Genomic DNA, 19,983 nt, shown 5'->3' with positions numbered 1-19,983 from the left:
TTAGCTCAAGCTTTACTGCTTAAACTTTTTAATACTTTTAGACAGATGAGCACGCATCATTTGTCGAGCCAATAAACCATCTTGATCAACAATCGCGTTATAAATATTGACATGATCATGATGAACCGCTTTTAAATATTCTTCACGGTTTTCTGGACTTTGCTCAATAGATTTAAGTCGTGCACGCGGAATAATCTTTTCGCCAAGGTACTTTAAAAAATCAACGAAATATTGGTTTTCAGAAGCTTCGGCAATGGCAATATGAAAATCATAATCCGCTTTTACCGTACCATCATTTGCATCTGATGAAATATGACGTTCAAAGTCTTCAAGCGCAGCTTTCATTTTATCGATGTGGATTTGTTTACGACGCTCTGATGCTAAAAAGACTGCTTCAGACTCAAGGCTAATCCTAAGCTCCAGTAAAGAGACAATATCGTTAATGGTTTCTAGACTGGCATTAGACAGTAAAAAATTCTGCTCAATGGTTTGCTCTTTTACAAAAGTACCAATCCCGTGACGAGTTTCAACAAAGCCCAGAGAACGCAATTCAGTAATTGCTTCACGAATGACAGAGCGGCTAACTTCAAAGGTTTCAATTAATTCTAATTCTGTTGGAATTTTCTCTCCAACCTGAAAATCTCCAGACTGAATTTTCTCGATCAGTTGTTCTACAATAATCTGGCTTAGTTTTTTTGTTGATCTAGGTTTAATTGCACTAGACATAATCTGAAGAACTCATGAGATGTTGAAAAAATTAGGAAATTCATTTTACTATAATCTTACACGATAGTCATATTCGCTTTTCACCGTCCTAAGTTCTTAAAATTAAATTGTTTTATATGGTTCATTAATCTCACGCATATATTTTAAAAAGTGAGTAACTTGTGCTTATTTAGACAGTTACATCAAACTAAATGGCTTAAATAATATGCAGCTCAATACCTTTAATTGAGCTGCACAATCTTATTAAATCGTAGCCTGACTCAGCTGTCCATTGACCAAACGAGTAATTTGCAATGGATTACTGTCTTTTAATGCATCGGGTAATAACACTTGTGGTGTATTTTGAAAACAGACAGGGCGTAAGAAACGTTCAATTGCACCTGTGCCTACCGAAGTTCCACGAGCATCACTCGTTGCAGGGAACGGACCACCATGCACCATAGCATCAGACACTTCAACTCCTGTCGGGAAGCCATTAAATAGAACACGACCGGCTTTGCCTGTGAGTAAATGAAGAAGTGTACCAGCCTGAGATAATTCAGCGTCATCACCAATAATAGTTGCCGTGAGCTGCCCACCTAAAGCGTCAATTCCTTTTAATAAGGTTGCCTCATCTTCTACAGCAATCACAATCGACATCGGTCCAAACACTTCATGCTGAAGTTTTGGATTGCCCGATAATAAAACCGATTGATCTGCTTTAAATAGGTGTGCTTTTGCTTGAGAAACTAGCTCAGGTTCTTGTCCAGTTGCAATTACCTCAAAGCCAGCCTCACGTTTTAGAGCATCAATCCCTTGTCGATAGCTTTTTAAAGTACCTTCGTTCAACATGACTTGAGGCACAGATTTTTGAGTCGTTTCACTTAAAGCTGCAACAAAACGATCAAACTCAGGACCTTTCACACCCAAAATTAAACCCGGTTTTGTACAGAACTGGCCACATCCCATATTAAATGAGGCAACCGTTTCTTGAGCGATTTGTTCACCACGTGATGCAAGTGCCTGTGGCAACACAACAACCGGATTAACACTCGACATTTCAGCAAAAAATGGAATTGGCTGAGGACGACTCTGAGCAAGGTTATAAAGTGCCATTCCACCCTCAAGTGAACCTGTAAAACCGGCTGCTTGAATCAATGGATGCTCCACCAAGTTTGCACCAACACGAGCACCAAAAATCATGTTGAATGTACCCTTAGGCATGCTGCAAACTTCAATTGCTTTTTCAATCGCTTCTGCCACAAATTCGGCAGTCGCCATATGGCCAGAGTGTGCTTTGAACACAACCGGGCAGCCTGCTGCTAAAGCCGCTACGGTATCGCCACCCGCGGTTGAAAATGCAAGTGGGAAATTACTTGCGCCAAAAACAGCAACTGGACCTACCCCAACTTTGTACTGGCGAAGATCAACACGCGGCAAAGGCTTACGTTCTGGCAATGCAACATCTATGCGGGCACCATAAAAATCACCCCGACGTAAAAGTTCAGCAAACAGTCGAAGTTGGCCTGTAACACGGCCTGTTTCACCTTGAAGTCGGGCAAGTGGCAAACCTGTTTCAAGTGAAGCCACTTCTTGTAAGTTCGCGCCTAATGCTTCAATTTGACGAGCAATTTCTTCAAGAAAAGATGCACGTTGCTCTTGAGATGTTTGGCTATAAACTAAAAAAGCATTATGCGCAGCTTGAGCAGCTTGATCCACTTCTTCAAGGGTGGCTTGGCTAAATACATAGCCCGTTGGCTGATAGTCTTTTGCATTAATACTTTCTATGCTCGGTGCATTTGCAGCAATACGTTGACCATTAATAAACTGCTGACCATTATTTTTACTCATGTTTCGTCTCCAATGCCTGAACACATAAAATTATTGCGGACCTAATGTTGCGATTAGGGCAGCTAGATCGTCATAGTCTGCTTGAGTTAAATCACTCAATGGTGGACGTACAGGACCTGCATCATGCCCAACAATTTTGGCACCTGCTTTAATCATGCTTACCGCATATCCTGATTTACGATCACGAATTTTAATAAGCGGCAAGAAGAAATCCTTGATCAAACGATTGGTTGTTTCAAAGTCATCGCTACGAAGTGCGTTATAAAATTCCATGGCAGTCTTTGGAATAAAGTTAAATACAGCCGATGAATAAACTGGACAACCCAAAGCTTTATAAGGCGCTGCAAAAACCTCTGCTGTCGGCAGGCCACCTAAATATGACAAACGATCACCCATCGTTTGAGTCACTGCTGTCATCATGTCGATTTGACCAGAACTATCCTTAAAACCAATTAAGTTCGGGCACATCTCAGTTAATTTTTGAATTGAATCGAGATTTAATTTTGAAACGCTACGGTTATAAAAAATTACGCCAAAGTCTACTGAGTTACATACTTGCTTAACGTGTTCGATTAATCCTTCTTGGCTTGCTTCAGTGAGGTAATGGGGCATTAATAAAATACCGTGAGCACCTAAGCGTTCTGCTTCTTTCGCTTGTGCAATCGCTTGTCGTGTCGGACCACCTGCCCCAGCAATAATCGGTACGCTGCCTTTACAAGTATCAACTGCTGTTTTAATCACGTCAGAATATTCATTTCCAGTTAACGAGAAAAACTCACCCGTACCACCCGCAGCAAATAAAGCACTTGCCCCATAAGGTGCTAACCACTCAAGACGTTTTGCATAAGAAGATTTATTGAAGTCCCCATTTTGGTCAAAGTCAGTCACCGGAAAAGAAAGAAGGCCATCAGAAACAATGTTTTTTAACTCAAGAGCATCCATTAGAAAATATCCATACCTATTTATGTTGTCAGACATCTTACATCATAAATTTTATTTTAATCAATATATTTTCTCGATGAAAACTGAAAATTTTTAAAGAGATAAAACTTTTCTATAAAAACTAAATTAAATTAGAACTAAGCTTTTGTTTTATATTTAAAAGTTAAAAATTATCTAAAATTTATGCACACGCATAAAAAAGCTGCCCATAAGAGCAGCCATAAAATAAAAACAAGTTTTATTTAAATCTAACGAACCAAACACGGTTTTTTATTATTAAACGACCAGTTTGGAATTAAAAATTGCATCGCATCGGCATCATTACGTGCACCTAAACCTTTAAGTTTATATAACTCATGTGCCTGATTAATGCGATCCCAATCAAGTTCAACCCCAAGCCCTGGTACAGTAGGTACTTGAATTTTACCATCTTTAATTTCAAGCGGTGCTTTAGTCAGCTGATCTGTACCTTCTTGCCAAATCCAGTGTGTATCAATTGCGGTGACTTTGCCTACCGCTGCTGCTGCAACGTGTGTAAACATGGCGAGTGAAATATCAAAGTGATTATTTGAATGAGAGCCCCACGTTAAGTTGTACATATTACAGAGTTGAGAAACTCGAACCGAACCTTCCAGAGTCCAAAAATGTGGATCAGCCAAAGGAATATCAACCGCTTGCAACTGAATGCTATGCGACATTTCTCGCCAGTCTGTAGCAATCATATTGGTCGCTGTGGGCAAACCTGTAGCGCGCTTAAACTCAGCCATAATTTCACGGCTTGAATAACCTTGTTCTGCGCCACACGGATCTTCTGCATAGGCTAATACACCTTTAAGATGTTTACCCAAAGCAATAGCTTCATCTAAAAACCATGCCCCATTTGGGTCAAGCGTAACACGGGCATCTGGAAAACGGCGTGCAATTGTAGTGACGGCTTCAGCTTCTTGTTCACCGTGCAAAACCCCACCTTTGAGCTTAAAGTCTTTAAAGCCATATCGGTCATAAGATGCTTCAGCCAAACGCTGTACAGCATCAGGTGTTAATGCTTTTTCGTGACGAACTTTGTACCAGTCATGGGTATGCTGAGGTGTTGTCGCATAGTCCAAAGAAGTCTGTTTTTGGTCGCCAATAAAGAATAAATATCCTAAAACCTCAACTTCACTACGTTGCTGCCCTTCACCCAGTAAACTTGCAACATTCACATTTAAATGCTTACCGAGCAGATCAAGTAATGCTGACTCATAGGCAGTCACTACATGAATTGTGGTACGTAAATCAAAGGTTTGGTTCCCTCGTCCACCACTATCGCGATCAGCAAAAGTCTGCTGGATTTTTTTGAGTAAATTCTTATATTCCCCAATAGGTTGCCCTTCCACCAACGCTTTTGCATCATTTAACGTGGCTAGAATTTTTTCTCCACCCGGAATTTCTCCAACACCAATATTTCCAGAGTTATCTTCGATAATAAGTATGTTACGAGTGAAATAAGGTCCATGAGCACCACTCAAATTGAGCAGCATGCTGTCATGTCCAGCAACAGGAATTGCTCGAATTGATTTAACGATAGGTGTAGAGGTCGCCATTAAAATACTCCTTGGCATACTGATATATTTTTCACAAATAAAACTTATAAGACATCATATGACTTGTCAATATAAACTCGCATAAAAATTATTTTTCGGGGCTACTTGCCAAAATAATATTTTTAATCATATGATGTCATACATCTAAAGACGCGGTTTTAGAACTAGGACTATAGAGTAGATACAAAATTCCGTTTTCTCATCTATTCTATCGATGAATTTGACATGACGTCACCTATTTCACGGATATGCAAATAGGTCGATTATTAAAAGAGTTTGTATATGGATAATTTGCAAACAAATATCGCTGTAGTGACTCAGCAAAGAGCCAAACATACGAAAACTCGCTATTACATTTTAGCGATGATTTTTTTGGTAACGGCCTTTAATTACGGTGATCGTGCAACCCTTTCAATGGCTGCAACACCAATGTCTCATGAACTGGGCATCGACTCGGTTACCATGGGATATATCTTCTCGGCCTTTGCATGGGCCTATGTTATTGGTCAAATTCCAGGTGGTTGGTTACTCGATAAGTTCGGTGCTCGCCGTGTATATTTCTGGAGCTTGTTTTTGTGGTCTTTATTCACAGTCTTAATTGGCTTTACCAATATTTTGGGTGATACAGCAACCATCATTACATCTCTATTTATTTTAAGATTTTTAGTTGGATTATCTGAATCACCAGCTTTCCCGGGTAATAGTAAAATTGCTGCTGCATGGTTTCCTACCAAAGAACGTGGAACGGCTGCTGCCATTTTTAACTCATCTTCTTATTTTTCCACTGTACTTTTCGCCCCCCTCATGGGTTGGCTTGTTGCAACCGTACATTGGCAATCTATTTTCTGGGTCATGGGTGGTTTAGGAATTCTACTTTCCTTTATCTGGCTAAAAGTTATTTATAGCCCGACTACCCATCCAACGGTTAACCCAGAAGAAGTGAAATATATTGCTTCAGAAGGTGCATTACTCGACATGGGTGAAAACAGCCAAAATACTAAAAGAGAAAAAATCACATGGAGTAAGGTCAAGCAATTACTTTCTTCACGCATGATGCTCGGTATTTTTATTGGACAATATTGTGTAAATACGCTCACTTATTTTTTCTTGACTTGGTTTCCTGTTTATCTTGTAAAAGAAAGACATCTCAGCATTTTAGAAGCTGGTTTTGCAGCAGTGGCACCTGCACTCTGCGGCTTTGTAGGTGGGATTTTAGGTGGGTTAATTTCGGATAAATTAATTCGCATGAATTACAGCTTAAGCTTTTCAAGAAAACTTCCTATCGTGGTCGGATTCTTGGTTTCAACCTCGATCATTATGTGTAATTACGTTGATTCACAAGCAGCCATCGTGTTCTTTATGTCGTTATCTTTCTTTGGTAAAGGCGTAGGTTCTTTAGGTTGGGCGGTTATGTCTGACGTTGCACCAAAAGAAATGGTCGGACTATCTGGTGGAATGATGAATGCGTTTGGTAATACGGCAGGAATCGTCACCCCAATTGTGATCGGATATGTCTTGGCCAGTACTGGTTCTTTTAACCTTGCATTGACTTATGTAGGCGTGCATGCAATTGCAGCTGTCATTTGCTACACCGTTATTGTCGGCAAGATCCAACGCTTCGAGTTAAAACCAACATCTTAAAACTTTAGTGCTATAACGCTTGAAAAAATTAAGCGTTATAGCCCTCTTCAAATGTATACAAGGAATGATCATGCCCAAGCCTATCCTGATAAAAATTAGTCCTCTTGATAATGTCGCCATTGTGGTGAATGATGGCGGGTTGCCACAATCGACACATATTGAAGAATATCAATTGACCTTGGTTGATCATGTACCACAAGGGCATAAAGTTTTATTAGAAGAATTAAAACAGGGCGAAGCAATTATTCGTTATGGCGAAACGATTGGCTATGCCAACAAAGACTTACCCGCAGGCTCATGGGTAAATGAAAATGTGACCGAAATGCCCCAAGCACCTGAACTCGATGATTTAGAACTCGCAACCCGCCCAGATCCGAAGCTTCCTGCTCTTAGCGGATATACATTTAAAGGCTATAAAAATAAAGATGGCAGCGTAGGCACAAAGAATATTTTAGGCATTACCACAAGTGTTAACTGCGTAGAAGGTATTGTCGATTATGTCGTCAAAATTATTGAAAAAGATTTATTACCTAAATATCCAAACGTAGATGGTGTCGTCGGTTTAAATCATTTATATGGATGTGGTGTGGCCATTGATGCACCTGCTGCAATTGTGCCTATTCGTACTATCCATAATCTTGCTCTCAACCCTAATTTTGGTGGAGAGATTATGGTTGTAAGTCTGGGCTGCGAAAAAATGCAACCAGAACGACTCTTAAATATTCCAAAAGAAAACAAATATATTCCCCTAGCAAATGAAGACATTATTCAGTTGCAAGATGAACGCCATAACGGATTTGAAAGTATGGTGAACCATATTTTAGCCGTAGCAGAACAACATCTGGAAAAATTAAACCAGCGTACACGTGAAGAAGTTCCAGCATCTAACTTAGTTGTAGGAATGCAATGTGGTGGGAGTGATGCATTTTCTGGAGTAACCTCAAACCCTGCCGTTGGTTTTGCAGCCGACCTGATTGTGCAATGTGGTGGCACAGTCATGTTTTCCGAAGTTACAGAAGTACGTGATGGTATTCACCTACTCACCCCACGTGCAGCAAATGAACAAGTTGCCAAAGACTTAATTCGGGAAATGAAATGGTACGACGACTATTTAGCAGCAGGTCAAGTAGACCGAAGTGCCAACACCACACCGGGCAATAAAAAAGGTGGACTCAACAACATTGTAGAAAAAGCGATGGGATCGATTGCTAAATCTGGTCATTCGCCAATTGTAGAAGTTCTCTCACCTGGGCAAAGACCGACTAAAAAAGGATTAATTTTTGCGGCGACGCCTTCAAGTGACTTTATCTGTGGTACCCAGCAAATGGCATCGGGAATTACGGTCCAAGTCTTTACCACAGGCCGTGGTACACCTTATGGTTTAGCTGCCGTGCCCGTGATTAAAATGGCAAGCCGAAATAATATTGCAAACCGTTGGTATGATCTGATTGATATCAGTGCAGGCGATATCGCTATTGGTAAAAAAACCATTGAGGAAGTGGGCTGGGAGCTGTTTGAACTGATTTTACAAGTGGCTAGTGGCGAACAACAAACGTGGTCGGACCGTTGGGGTATTCATAACTCACTCGCTGTATTTAACCCCGCACCTGTGACCTAACAAGCTTTAAAAGATGAGGATACCCCTCATCTTTTTCACATTTTAGTTATTAATTACGACACATTTCACCAAAACTTACCATCGCTGCTAAAATAACACTGAAAATTAAGAACCTTATTTCTATATGCAAAACCAGACTGTTCCAACACTCCCCTCAACTCAACTTGGAAAAGCACTGCTTTGTCTCATGACATCGGCATTATTGTTTTCCATTATGGGGGTGTGCATTCGTTTTGTTTCACAAACGGTAGACAATGCCACAGTCGTGTTTTTTAGAAATGCGGTGGGTTTATTTATTTTTATTCCGATGCTCTTTAGGCAAGGACTGGACTTTGTTAAGACCGATAAACTCTGGATGCATACTTGGCGAAGTGTTGTGGGGCTCGCTGCAATGTATGGCTTTTTCTATGCCATTGCGAACTTAAAACTATCGAATGCGATGGTTTTTAGCTACTCATCCCCAATCTTTATTCCACTCATTGCATGGCTTTTCTTAAAAGAAAAAATTACTAAATCGATGATTTTTGCTGCTGTGATTGGACTCGTTGGGGTTTTATTTGTTGCTAAACCCGACCAAGGCCTACTCAATGCATTGTCCTTTATTGGTTTAGGTGCATGTTTTTTATCAGCCATGGCCTTTGTAACTGTCAGAGCTTTAACCAGTACAGAACCACCTGAGCGTATTGTTTTTTATTTCTGTATTTTTGGTAGTTTAATTTCATCAATTCCAATGTTCTGGCATTGGCGCATTTTCACTTGGCACGAACTGGCATTACTGGTTGCCGCTGGACTTTTAGCAAACATTAGTCAGCTTTTTATGTCTTATGCGTACAGCTTAGCGCCAGCAGGACAAATTGGCCCAATGAACTACATCGCAATTGTTTTTGCAGGAATTTGGGGATTTATTTTTTGGCATGAATTACCAGATCTGTTTAGTATGATCGGCATATTTATTATTTTATTTGCCATTTTGCTCTGTAATCCATTTTTACAGAAAAAATTATTAACTCGATTTAAGTAACGGACTTAGCTCATTTAATTCATTTGCTGTATTCGATACTCATTCGGTGAAATGCCTGTCCAGTGCCGATAGGCTTTTCTAAAATTAGAGGTATCTGAAAAGCCAATTCTCTCAGCAATTTCATCTATAGATAAAGTCGTCTCTCGCAAATATTCATCAGCAAGACGGCGCCGAGTTTCATCTAATAATTCTTGATAAGTTAAACTAAAACCCGCTAACCGCCGATGTAAAGTACGTTTTGAAATATGCAACCGCTCAGCCATTTCTTGAGCCGATGGAAAAAGCCCTGTTCCATCCAATAATATTAAACGAATTGTTTTCACCAACTCAGGCTCTTCAGGTGCAGTAGTGCCTAACATCCGCTCACAAAAAGACTTACACATATCCGCAGTAATCGGGTTGGCATTTGGACAAGGCACATCTAGCCACTTTAAATCAAAGTGCCATTGCATCACTCCAGCATTAAACTGAACGGGGCAATGAAAAACTTTTTCGTACTCTTCTGCATAATCAGGCGCAGGATAAGGTAATAAAAGCTTCTTCGCTTGAAATGGCCCTTCAAGTACACGTTCAATTAAGGTTTGCATGGAACTAAACCAAAACTCACACACTAAAGGCAGAAGCTTACCAAGTGCAATAATATCCTGCCCTTCAAAAACCGCAGCGTCATCTCGAATATAAAAAGACTTCTTTAAAATAGGGCCTGCAAGTTTAATATGTCGAATGCCAAGCTCTACTGCTTGTCTAAAATTGCGCGAAGAATAGAGTGCATAACTATATACCCCGAAATCTGACAGCCGCTGCTTTTGTCCTGCACGTAGTCCAATTAAGGGATCGTGAGATAAACGTTGAATATTTTGAAATAACTGAATTTTTTGAAGTTGAGAAATATATAAAGAGGATTGATTCATGGTGTCTGGCAAAATATCTGTGCCAGATAGAACATCTGATATTGAATGACCTTGTGAACCCATTTCATCAAATAAACTGCTCAAACCCAGCAAATATGTATTAGAACCGAAAGATGCATTATCATAATTTCCTTTGATAACAGTATTTTCATTTTTATAAAGATTATTAGGCATTTAACTTACACCATCCCTAGAATGACGTGCATAATGGCACTAAATTACCTCTTGTTGTCTCAATTTAACATCGACCATACAACGCTTCAAGCATAAAGTATGATAAGCAAAAGTATGGGAAGGAATAAAAATGGAACGCTCCACTTTAAAAGAATATAGCGGCTCTGCCACTGAACATATGGAACTTATTTTTTCCAAACAACGTGCCAATTTTGAGGCGGACCCTTACCCAAGCCTTGAAACACGCCGTACAAAACTGCATCAACTCAAAAAACAAATTATTCGTTATCAAGATGCTTTAGCTGCTGCGATTAATTCTGATTTTAGTTCAAGATCACTGGATGAATCTAAGTTACTTGATCTGCTTGGTTCAGTGTTGGAAGCCGATCACGCGATTCATCATTTACGCCGCTGGATGCGTCCAAGTAAACGCCGTACCGAGCTTTTATTTTTATCAAATCGTTTAAGTGTTCAATACCAACCAAAAGGTGTGGTTGGTGTGATTGTGCCATGGAACTTCCCCGTTTATTTAGCACTTGGTCCGCTCATTGCCGCGTTAGCTGCAGGCAACCGAGTCATGATTAAGCTATCTGAAATTACACCAAACACCAATGCAATGCTACGACGTATGCTCGCCGAAGTCTTTAATGAAGATGAAGTGGCAGTTTTTGGTGAAGAAATTACAGATCCAGCCAGATTTACCTCTTTACCCTTTAACCATATTGTCTTTACTGGCTCTCCAGCTATTGGCAAAGTCGTCATGCGAGCAGCGGCTGAAAACTTAACGCCGGTCACACTCGAGTTAGGTGGTAAATCGCCAGCAATTGTGGGCCGCAACTACCCGCTTGCAGATGCCGCCAAACGTATTACACATGGTAAAGCGACAAACAGTGGGCAAATCTGTGTAGCCCCTGACTATGCGTTGGTTCCTAAAGAAAGTATTGATGAATTTGTTGAAGCCTCTAAAACAAGCTTTATAAAAATGTTTGGTCAAAACATCACAAACAATGAGAATTACACGTCCATTGTGAATGACCGTCATTTAAAACGTATTCAAGATATTTTGACCGATGCACAAGAAAAAGGTGCGCGGATTATTCCTTGCGACACTTATAGCTTTGACCAACAAGGTCGTAGAATGCCTGTACAGATTGTGCTGAATTGCACTCCCGACATGCGCATTATGAAAGAAGAACTTTTTGGCCCTATTTTACCTGTGGTTGCATACGATTCTTTAGATGATGCGATTACCTATGTAAAATCGGACGAACGACCTTTAGCACTTTATTGCTTTACGCATAGCTCGGTAGAACGTGATCGTATTTTACGTGAAACTCATTCGGGTGGTGTAACTATCAATGATTGGGGCTGGCATGTGGTTAACCATGATGCTCCTTTCGGCGGTATCGGCAACTCGGGCATGGGGTCATATCATGGTGAAGAGGGTTTCCGTGAACTTTCACATGCCAAAACTGTATTTATTCGTCATCGGTTTTTCCCTACTCAGCTTTTCCACCCTCCTTATGGAACATTCCTGCAAAAATTAGCGATCCGCTTTTTCTTGAAAAAAGGCGATCCAAATATTAAATAAAGATTATAAAAAAGCCTCGCAATGAGGCTTTTTGTTAATCCTTGTTTTCTTATAAATAGTCATATCCAACCCAATTTCACATAATTTTGTTTAAATATTTCTTATTTAGATTAGAATATATTTATAGATAAAATTATATTTAAATTAGAAATGAAGAACTCTCATAAAATCTTTTTAGTAATTTTTATAAACCTAGTTACTTGTTTTGGACTCCAAAAACTTTCTTACGCTCAAATACCGGCAGAACTACTCTACAAAGCTCCCAAAGAAGTAAATATCACTCATCTTGCTACTATCAAAGGTTTTCAAAAAAATAGCAATATTTTAAAGTTAATCAAAGCTCGTATCTATATAACGTATATCGACGGTAAAGCAACTTTGAATGACTCAAGCAATTGGGATAAAAATTATCTTATTACTTCTGGTTTTCATAAAATTAAAATTATTTCAGATACCCCAAAAATATTTTCTTATGGAATTCTAACCTTTGAAGCAAAACCCCAACAGGCCTATCAAATTAAAAATAATCAAGCAGAGAAGAAAAAAGGGGATGATCTCGTCTTCTGGATAGAAAATATAAATACAGGTGAAATTGTCACACCTAAAGAATCTTTTACTACTTATTCAAATCAGACCCAGCCAATCTACACTCCTGTCATACTTAATAAATAAAGGTGAAGCACTTGTTTAATTCAAATAAAATTATTTCTATTGGTATGTATTCATTACTATTAAAAGGTTGTATAAGTACAACCCCAAGTCTCACTCCAATCGAATACTATGTTCCAGCAAAGAATTCAACTCATACAGCTACAATCATTGGCAATTTATACGATCGCAAATATGTAGCAGATACGATAGCCTTTGTATTTGCTGTAGATAAAAAGAAAGTAACTGATGGCTACCATAAATTAAAGGAACCTTTAATACTTCAAGCTGGCGAGCATGATTTACAAATTTGGTGTGGCCGCGGAGCTTTTAACTATACAAACTTGATAAAAGTAAATATTGAAGCTAATAAGGCCTATCAGGTCGGCTATGAATTAAACCCAAACAATAGAAAAGGTTGTGCATTTTGGATTGTTGATTTAGAAACAAAAAAGGCCGTTACAGAGTTAGTTGATGGAGTAGAGTTATGGCGAGCTAACCCAATTACTTATAGACAAATTCAGGATTTTTTAGAACCAAGACCTAGTATGAGTAATAGCTATACTGTTCCTATTACAGTCATCAATAAAATAGAGCATAATTAAAGTAGCAGTCACTATTTAAAAATAGTGACTGCTACTAATCATTAAATTTTCTTAACTTTTATTCATAATTAAAACTATCTAAAGTAAACGACCTGTAATAGATCTATTAATTTGTTCTTCTGTTAAATCAAAATCTATAAATCGATTTCTTTTAGTTTTTTCAAAAACATAATCTTTTAAATACTCTAATAAAGTTATATTTGTTTTTTCTAATACATCATCGTCAGCATCATGTAATGACCATATAAAGTCATCATTTTCAGCAGTTAATAGATAGTAAAAATATGTCTCATACTCTCTTGATAAGTAAAACATTTTCATATCAACAGGATCTAGTTTACCTTTACTTGTTAAGATATAACCCAAATCTTCTTTTTCAGATTGTTGAGCATGTCTAAACTTGTTTGGGTTCCATAAACTTTTATACATATAGAACTCATCACTCCATATTAACCCCCCAGAACACCTCCCCATTTGAAGAAGAAATTCTCTAAATTGTCCATGAATATTTAAGTTACAATGTTCAGTAATCAACTCTATTTCTTGCTCTGTATAACCTTGTACCTTTTCAGGATAAAAAGGAAGCTGTGTTCCCTCAACACGGCAAGCAGATAATTCTTTAACAAAATCGATCATCATATTCTCCATAAATTAGTTTTTACCTGTAGTGCCATGAAATATTGATAACCTCATAAAAGGAACTTCATTAGTAAAATATTTTCCACTACTAAATAAACATCCATTACACATTCCAGCAGGATCATTTGTCGTATTCTGAATTGACATCGTCACTTTTGATGGAGTAGATGAGTAAGTATCTTTGATATAACTAAATAGCTTTGCTTCAGCATGATTATTATTACTTATAGGTTTACCATTTTTATCTACCGTATATGTAATTGGCTGAACACTATGAGAGTCAATTGGAACAACCGTATATTTTAAACCATTAATAACCACATTTGTTGGAGCATTTCCATTCCAAGCTTTCCCACTCACAGCAAGTAGATTTTCTGTACCAGACTTTGTTTCAACTTTTGCTACTGCAATTGAAAGATTTTCAGGATTATATTTCTCATGAGCTTTTAACCACCCCCTATTTTTTTCCAAAGCTGCTCGAACAGTATCTGGGTTAATGGTGGTATCTTTGTTGCTAGTTAAACTGGCCGTAGTATAACGCTGTCCAGCATATTTAGGTTGTGCAACATGAACAACAGGTCCAACTTGTGGAATATAACGTGTAATACCAACAGAAGCTATTTCAGCCAGAGCAACTAAACGGCTCGGATCTTTAGTACTCAAGCTTAGGCCTGTGATTAAAGTAATGACTGCGTCACCCACAGTCACTGTATTTCCAATCACTGGCATAGATTTGACTCTATCCAAACCAGCCGTTATTTGAACCCGAGTAGCTTCATCCGCATTCAAGTATTGCTTATATTTAGTTTGGCAAGCTGCGGTTGAAATATTATTACAATTTGTTTTTTGCCAAAAATCTATTTTTTCGAAAGTAGAATATAAACTGCCAAGATCTCTGATATTAGTTTCTGCTGCTGAAAGACCATTAAATTTAGACCAACTATTGAATTTACTATACTCAGAATTATAAAAAATTTTATTTAGTTTATTTAGTTCATTTCGGGTACGCTCTCCTTCAAAAAGTTCTTTTATACCATTAATACATGCATCATTTGTAGCATATAAACAGTCAGATCTTAAACGTTTATCATTTGTTTTACTTATAGTTTCTGCAACAGCTATCATTGCACCACTACATTTACCTACACTGCCCCCGCCTTTAATACAGGCATCATAATTTGTTTTCAAATCTCTATAATTTTTTGAAGTTAGGTAATTATTACTGACCGCTAAAGAAGCTGATGAGGCAGCATAACCAGCATCATAACCAGCTAAACTAGCTAAACTGCCTGATATTAATTTAGAAGTGTTAATGACTTTTTCTTGATATTTATTTATTTCCTCTGCTGTTGCATCTTTATTTGGTTGCTCTATCATTCCTGCAACAATCTCACCAACGCCAGCACCAATTGCTCCAGCTTCACATTGTTTTTGAATAGCTCCAGTTAAGCAACCTGATGCAATATGAGCAATCTTATGTAACAGAGAATCTATGACCGTAGGGTCTTTTATATCTAAGCTTAATCCAATATTCTGAGCAAATTCAGCCTGTAAACTATTACTAAGACCCGCTAAAAGTGATGCTTCAAGATTATCACTCAGGCTCCCCCCATTGATTGCAGAATTAATAATAGATGAGCTAGTACTATTAACAAATGCTACATATAAACGGTCATTAAATGCGGTACTAGTTTCCGGTAAGTTAAATTGAACAGATATACTTTTTAACGCGCCCGCTGTAGCAATAGAAGCAACTAAATTACGTATTGATTGGTCACTACCCAATTCTTTTAACGTGGCGGCAACATTTCCTCCATTATTGATTAAGCTGATACTTGCCTGAGTAGAAAGTGAAGTAATTGCAGCTTGAGCCATTGAGGCAGCCACTCCAGTGGTTGAGAAACCAAGTGCTCCTGCGGCAGAAGACCCTGCACCAGCTGTTAAAGCTGTAACAATAATAGTTAATATTGCAGCGCCTGCTGGCGTTAAGCCTTGCTGCTTATAGTCCCAATTTTTTTTCGTTAATTCAACCGCAGTCCAGCTTACATTTTTATCTTTATTATCAATTAAATTTTTTAAGTACTCATACCCTTTTTCTTTCGATAAGTTATTAATAATATCGATAACTTCTGAATTTTCCCCTTGTTTAATAGGAACTTGTACCGATAAATTACCTTCAATTTTAATATTATTAACTGGACCATTAAATTTAGGTAAATTCGCAAGTTCTTCAACTGTACCTTTACTTTCCATACTTTGCCAGAAAGTATTCTTTTTACTATTATCCTGAATATTCGAATACAAGCCCTTAGCTGAAGTAATAACCAATTTTGCATCGGGAGAAGGATTAGGCCCATCACCTACTTTAATTGAAACACCCTCAGTAAAGTTAAACTGGGTACCTTCTAAATAGGTACTTCCACCAGATGAAGAAGCAATATAACGCCCTGTTATTACAGTGGGTATTTGGTTATTAACAATCTTTGAACCAACTGAATTTGAATCTCTATATTCAAGCCCTAAAAAACCAGCATCTTTTTTAATAGTATTTACTTCATTTATTTGATCTTGAAAAGTAATCATATAAATGTCTTTAGCTGCTTTTAGCTTTACTTGATCTTTAGGTGCCTGAATTTGGGTACCATATAAAGATATATTCCCCCCCAAAGACTCAATATTTATTTTATTTGCTTTAAGAACGTCACTTTTACCAATAACCCCTTCTAGTATTCTTGTTTCAGTTGTACTAGACTTTTTTAAACCAAATAAAGATTCCTTTGTGGTAGTCTGTTGTGTTTTTGTATAAATATTATCAATATTATGACGAAAATCGATATTTCCACTTCCCACGATATTGATTGTATCAGCAGCTTTAATATCTGTACCTTGTACTATTAAATTTAACCCACTTTGATCATTAGCAATTAAATTCACATTTTTCGCATTAATATTATTTGGTTTAGTAATATCTATTTTTTGATAGTAATTTTCATTATCACGCCCAAGCTCATATTGATCTTTTACATTTGCAAACACAATTGAAGAATCCAACTGATTTTCTACCAACTCGGCTGTTTTTTTCTTATCCAACTTACCTTTAGCGTATACAGTAAAATCCCCTAACGTGTTTACATTAGCAGAGTTTAAAATTATACCATTATTTGAAATTAAATTAATATTTCCATCCGATTGTAAATCAACCCCTCTATGCAGATATCCTGAAAAATTTAAACCAGAATAATCTATATTCTCATTAATTTGTTTAAAATCTTCAAAATAATAGTTAAATCTTTTTTTACCTAAAATAACTGCATATTCAGAAGATAAAAATTTATTTCTATTAAAAATATTTGTTACACCATATGCATTATTAAGATTAACAATTTCTTTTTCTGCATTATTTATTTCATCATTAGCATAATCAATACGCTTTTTTCCAGCCCCTTTACCCGAGACTCCCCGCCTAGTCAAATAAATATGATAGTTTAAATCATCAAGTTTCTTTTTATATTCAGGATTATTGTTTTTAAATAATTCAAATTCACTATAGGCATCACCATAACTCTCAGTAAATTTCCCCATAACATTTACATCATCTAAAGTTACTTTTTTAGAATTAAGGCTAATATCTCCTTTATTAGCTACAATTGAAATTCCATTTTTTGATGTCAATCTTGCCCCGTTAAGATCAACATATTCTGCAGAAATATTAACAGCCCCATTTTCTGAAACAATATCTTTATAATTTCTTAAAATTTCTTCAATATAATCTACCTTTTTATTAAATACTATTCCACCATTTAAATATAGATTAATATCACCATAAGCTTTAATACTACTTCTTGTGTATTTACCTACATTAAAATTTAAATTTCCATCACCCCTAATATCAATAGTTCCAGCATATTTTTTTAATAATGGATTTTTATCAAAAAAATCGGTTTTATTTGAAGTTAAATCTAATTCTATCTCTTTTTCCTTATTAACACTTCCTTTTAAGGAGTTTATTAAAATTGCACCACCTCTAGCGATTAAATAATCTTTTATCTCAACACTACCTCCTAAAATAGAAATCAATCCTTCTGATTGAAAAGAATTAATTCCGGTCATAAAGTTATCGTCTAAAATACTTTTAGCTTTGTATGCATCTTTAATAATTAATTTATTTTTAGCCTCAACATTTAAATGACCACCAGATCTCAATGTAGTCACTTGAGAATCAACATCACCATTAGAGAATAAATTTATATTTTTTTTTGCTTGATATATACCAGAAACAGTCTTCAAATAATTATTAGCCAATATAAAAATATTATTTGCATTAAACCAATGCTTTTTATTATCACTAAAATACCAATATTTATCTTCACCATTAAGATTGGCTTTAAAATAATACCCTGCTCTACTAACATCAAGATTAATATCTTTACCACTAATGAGCAAATCTCCAAAATCAGTTTTAAAGTCAGCTCCATTTATGTATATGCTATTATTAGAATAAATATCTATATCTTTAGATGAACTAATGTAATTTTCACTTACCTCTTTATTAAACAGCCCTGTTTCAATTCCATTTAAGTCTAAAAATTTTTTTTCAATTATTTTTGAATTAATATTAATATTTCCATTAGATTTAAAATAAATTCCACCAAAATTTGATGTTAAATTTAACGTATTTGCTTTAATATCGCTACCAGTTGAAATAAAACTAATATCACCATCTAAATTTAATTTAAGACCTTCCCCAAGATTGATATTACCTCTTGATTCGAAAGCACCACCCCCCTTTGAATTAAAAGTAAAATTATCACCTAATTCTAGAATTCCACCTGATCCTACTTTAATATTTTGTTTTTTCAAGTTATCTTTACTTTGTGAAAAATCAATTTTATTAATAGATATATCTCCACGACTATAAAAATTATAATCTTCTTCCGCTTTAATTATGGAATCATTGATTAACAACTTCTTATTTACACTACTATTTTGAAGATTAACATTTTGCCCAGAGGTCAATTCACTTCCTTCTAAACTTAAACCACCACTCAATATATTTATACTTTTCCCTGATTTAATTTTGTTGTTTTTCTTAATTAAAATGCTTTCTTTACCTACAATATTAACATCAGACTTCCCATCAATGGTTGCATTACCCTCTAAATTAATATTATTAGCATTTAAGTAAATTCCACCATTTATTGCTGAATTTTTTAATTGTATTTCATTTTTTAAGTTAATATTGCCATTTGCAGCTAAAATTAATGCCGTATTATTACCTTCATCAATTTTAACTTCTTTTGCAGTAATATTTAAATCATTAGCTGAATCTAAATTAACTATCCCCTTACCAGAGATTGTTCCACTATTATTAATATCACCCGCTGCACCAGTACCCGTTGTTTGTATGTTTACTAAACCTTGGGTTTTACTGGTTGAACTGATTGAGCCACTGTGCTCAATTTTTCCGGCACTGGTAACCACCAGATTGTTTACTGCCTGAATAGTCCCCGCGTTAGTCACACCTAAGCCTTTTTCAGTCCCCATCAGATAGATATTATTGGCATACATGCCACCCAGTGCTTTAACATCCACAGCCAATGTTGGTGCAGTTCCAGTACCTGTTTTAGCTGTAACATCCTGCAAATCTGCACTGACATTATTTGCCCCAGCAATGACCTGAATATCATTTTTGGCACGTAGTTCAGCACTGAGCTCTAATGCACGGGCATAAAGGTCAACATAGTTTGCATCGTTATTATTTCCACCTAGTCCAAATTTAGAATTAGGGTTCGCTGTAACCGTAATTTTTCCTTGGTCAACCGTAAACTGCTTGATACTGCCATCAGCATTTAACTGAGGCTTACCTGTGGTAAAAATTGCCTTATTGGCATTAATAAAGCCACCACCTTTAATGCTAATACCAGACGGGTTGGCAATAATCACATCTGCCATTTGCCCTGCAACTTCCAAGTTTCCTTCAAAGCGTGAAGCGGCTGATGAATTTACTTCATTTAAAATAACTCGCGCTTCGCCTGTAGCTAAAAATGGGTTGGC

At 36.8% G+C, this 19,983-nt stretch carries 13 protein-coding genes; 6 read left to right on the top strand and 7 right to left on the bottom strand.

The window, feature by feature from the left end:
• Window positions 1-12 precede the first annotated feature (12 nt).
• The 4 genes from MSG66_RS07930 to gudD form a co-directional block, all read right to left on the bottom strand.
• Window positions 13-726, bottom strand: coding sequence for a FadR/GntR family transcriptional regulator (locus tag MSG66_RS07930; protein WP_009387748.1), 714 nt, complete (start codon window positions 724-726; stop codon window positions 13-15).
• Between the two features lie 243 nt (window positions 727-969).
• Entirely contained in the window at window positions 970-2,556 is a 1,587-nt protein-coding gene (locus tag MSG66_RS07925; protein WP_324653465.1) for an aldehyde dehydrogenase (NADP(+)), read from the bottom strand.
• Window positions 2,557-2,586: 30 nt separating this feature from the next.
• Window positions 2,587-3,498 carry a 5-dehydro-4-deoxyglucarate dehydratase gene (gene kdgD, locus MSG66_RS07920; RefSeq protein WP_324653463.1) on the bottom strand — a complete coding sequence of 304 codons (912 nt, stop codon included), beginning with the start codon at window positions 3,496-3,498 and terminating at the stop codon, window positions 2,587-2,589.
• Window positions 3,499-3,746: 248 nt separating this feature from the next.
• Window positions 3,747-5,081, bottom strand: a complete 1,335-nt coding sequence (gene gudD / locus MSG66_RS07915) for a glucarate dehydratase (RefSeq protein ID WP_324653461.1) — start codon at window positions 5,079-5,081, stop codon at window positions 3,747-3,749.
• A gap of 282 nt (window positions 5,082-5,363) precedes the next feature.
• Here gudD and MSG66_RS07910 point away from each other — a divergent pair, with 282 nt between their 5' ends.
• The 3 genes from MSG66_RS07910 to MSG66_RS07900 all read left to right on the top strand — a co-directional run bounded on the left by MSG66_RS07910 (window position 5,364) and on the right by MSG66_RS07900 (window position 9,361).
• Window positions 5,364-6,722, top strand: a complete 1,359-nt coding sequence (locus MSG66_RS07910; RefSeq protein ID WP_133974614.1) for an MFS transporter — start codon at window positions 5,364-5,366, stop codon at window positions 6,720-6,722.
• Window positions 6,723-6,792: 70 nt separating this feature from the next.
• Window positions 6,793-8,340, top strand: a complete 1,548-nt coding sequence (gene garD, locus MSG66_RS07905; RefSeq protein ID WP_324653459.1) for a galactarate dehydratase — start codon at window positions 6,793-6,795, stop codon at window positions 8,338-8,340.
• A gap of 124 nt (window positions 8,341-8,464) precedes the next feature.
• A complete protein-coding gene (locus MSG66_RS07900) occupies window positions 8,465-9,361 on the top strand; it encodes a DMT family transporter (RefSeq protein WP_133974618.1) in 897 nt (298 codons plus the stop codon).
• Between the two features lie 14 nt (window positions 9,362-9,375).
• On the opposite strand, the gene MSG66_RS07895 is transcribed toward MSG66_RS07900, so the two are convergent.
• Window positions 9,376-10,446, bottom strand: a complete 1,071-nt coding sequence (locus MSG66_RS07895) for an AraC family transcriptional regulator (protein WP_324653456.1) — start codon at window positions 10,444-10,446, stop codon at window positions 9,376-9,378.
• A 130-nt stretch (window positions 10,447-10,576) separates the two neighbouring features.
• On the opposite strand from MSG66_RS07895, the gene MSG66_RS07890 reads away from it, so the two are divergent.
• The 3 genes from MSG66_RS07890 to MSG66_RS07880 all read left to right on the top strand — a co-directional run bounded on the left by MSG66_RS07890 (window position 10,577) and on the right by MSG66_RS07880 (window position 13,290).
• A complete protein-coding gene (locus MSG66_RS07890) occupies window positions 10,577-12,037 on the top strand; it encodes a coniferyl aldehyde dehydrogenase (RefSeq protein ID WP_324653454.1) in 1,461 nt (486 codons plus the stop codon).
• A gap of 150 nt (window positions 12,038-12,187) precedes the next feature.
• Window positions 12,188-12,709, top strand: a complete 522-nt coding sequence (locus MSG66_RS07885; RefSeq protein ID WP_324653452.1) for a hypothetical protein — start codon at window positions 12,188-12,190, stop codon at window positions 12,707-12,709.
• 2 nt (window positions 12,710-12,711) lie between these two features.
• Window positions 12,712-13,290, top strand: a complete 579-nt coding sequence (locus MSG66_RS07880; protein ID WP_420714251.1) for a hypothetical protein — start codon at window positions 12,712-12,714, stop codon at window positions 13,288-13,290.
• A 78-nt stretch (window positions 13,291-13,368) separates the two neighbouring features.
• Here MSG66_RS07880 and MSG66_RS07875 read toward each other — a convergent pair whose 3' ends face one another.
• A complete protein-coding gene (locus tag MSG66_RS07875) occupies window positions 13,369-13,926 on the bottom strand; it encodes an SMI1/KNR4 family protein (protein WP_324653448.1) in 558 nt (185 codons plus the stop codon).
• Window positions 13,927-13,941: 15 nt separating this feature from the next.
• Window positions 13,942-19,983, bottom strand: a 6,042-nt coding sequence (locus MSG66_RS07870) for a DUF637 domain-containing protein (RefSeq protein ID WP_324653446.1), incomplete at its 5' end; no start/stop codon positions are given.

Source organism: Acinetobacter sp. IK31, assembly GCF_035615195.1.
GTDB lineage: Bacteria > Pseudomonadota > Gammaproteobacteria > Pseudomonadales > Moraxellaceae > Acinetobacter > Acinetobacter calcoaceticus_C.
Note: the sequence above shows the minus strand (reverse complement) of the source record. Positions and strands in the feature narration are given on the sequence as shown.

Coding starts and splice junctions, on each gene's coding strand:
- kdgD (WP_324653463.1), bottom strand. CDS start 3,498: ATGGATGCTCTTGAGTTAAAAAACATTGTTTCTGATGGCCTTCTTTCT.
- MSG66_RS07885 (WP_324653452.1), top strand. CDS start 12,188: ATGAAGAACTCTCATAAAATCTTTTTAGTAATTTTTATAAACCTAGTT.
- gudD (WP_324653461.1), bottom strand. CDS start 5,081: ATGGCGACCTCTACACCTATCGTTAAATCAATTCGAGCAATTCCTGTT.
- MSG66_RS07875 (WP_324653448.1), bottom strand. CDS start 13,926: ATGATCGATTTTGTTAAAGAATTATCTGCTTGCCGTGTTGAGGGAACA.
- MSG66_RS07925 (WP_324653465.1), bottom strand. CDS start 2,556: ATGAGTAAAAATAATGGTCAGCAGTTTATTAATGGTCAACGTATTGCT.
- MSG66_RS07890 (WP_324653454.1), top strand. CDS start 10,577: ATGGAACGCTCCACTTTAAAAGAATATAGCGGCTCTGCCACTGAACAT.
- MSG66_RS07930 (WP_009387748.1), bottom strand. CDS start 726: ATGTCTAGTGCAATTAAACCTAGATCAACAAAAAAACTAAGCCAGATT.
- garD (WP_324653459.1), top strand. CDS start 6,793: ATGCCCAAGCCTATCCTGATAAAAATTAGTCCTCTTGATAATGTCGCC.
- MSG66_RS07910 (WP_133974614.1), top strand. CDS start 5,364: ATGGATAATTTGCAAACAAATATCGCTGTAGTGACTCAGCAAAGAGCC.
- MSG66_RS07900 (WP_133974618.1), top strand. CDS start 8,465: ATGCAAAACCAGACTGTTCCAACACTCCCCTCAACTCAACTTGGAAAA.
- MSG66_RS07895 (WP_324653456.1), bottom strand. CDS start 10,446: ATGCCTAATAATCTTTATAAAAATGAAAATACTGTTATCAAAGGAAAT.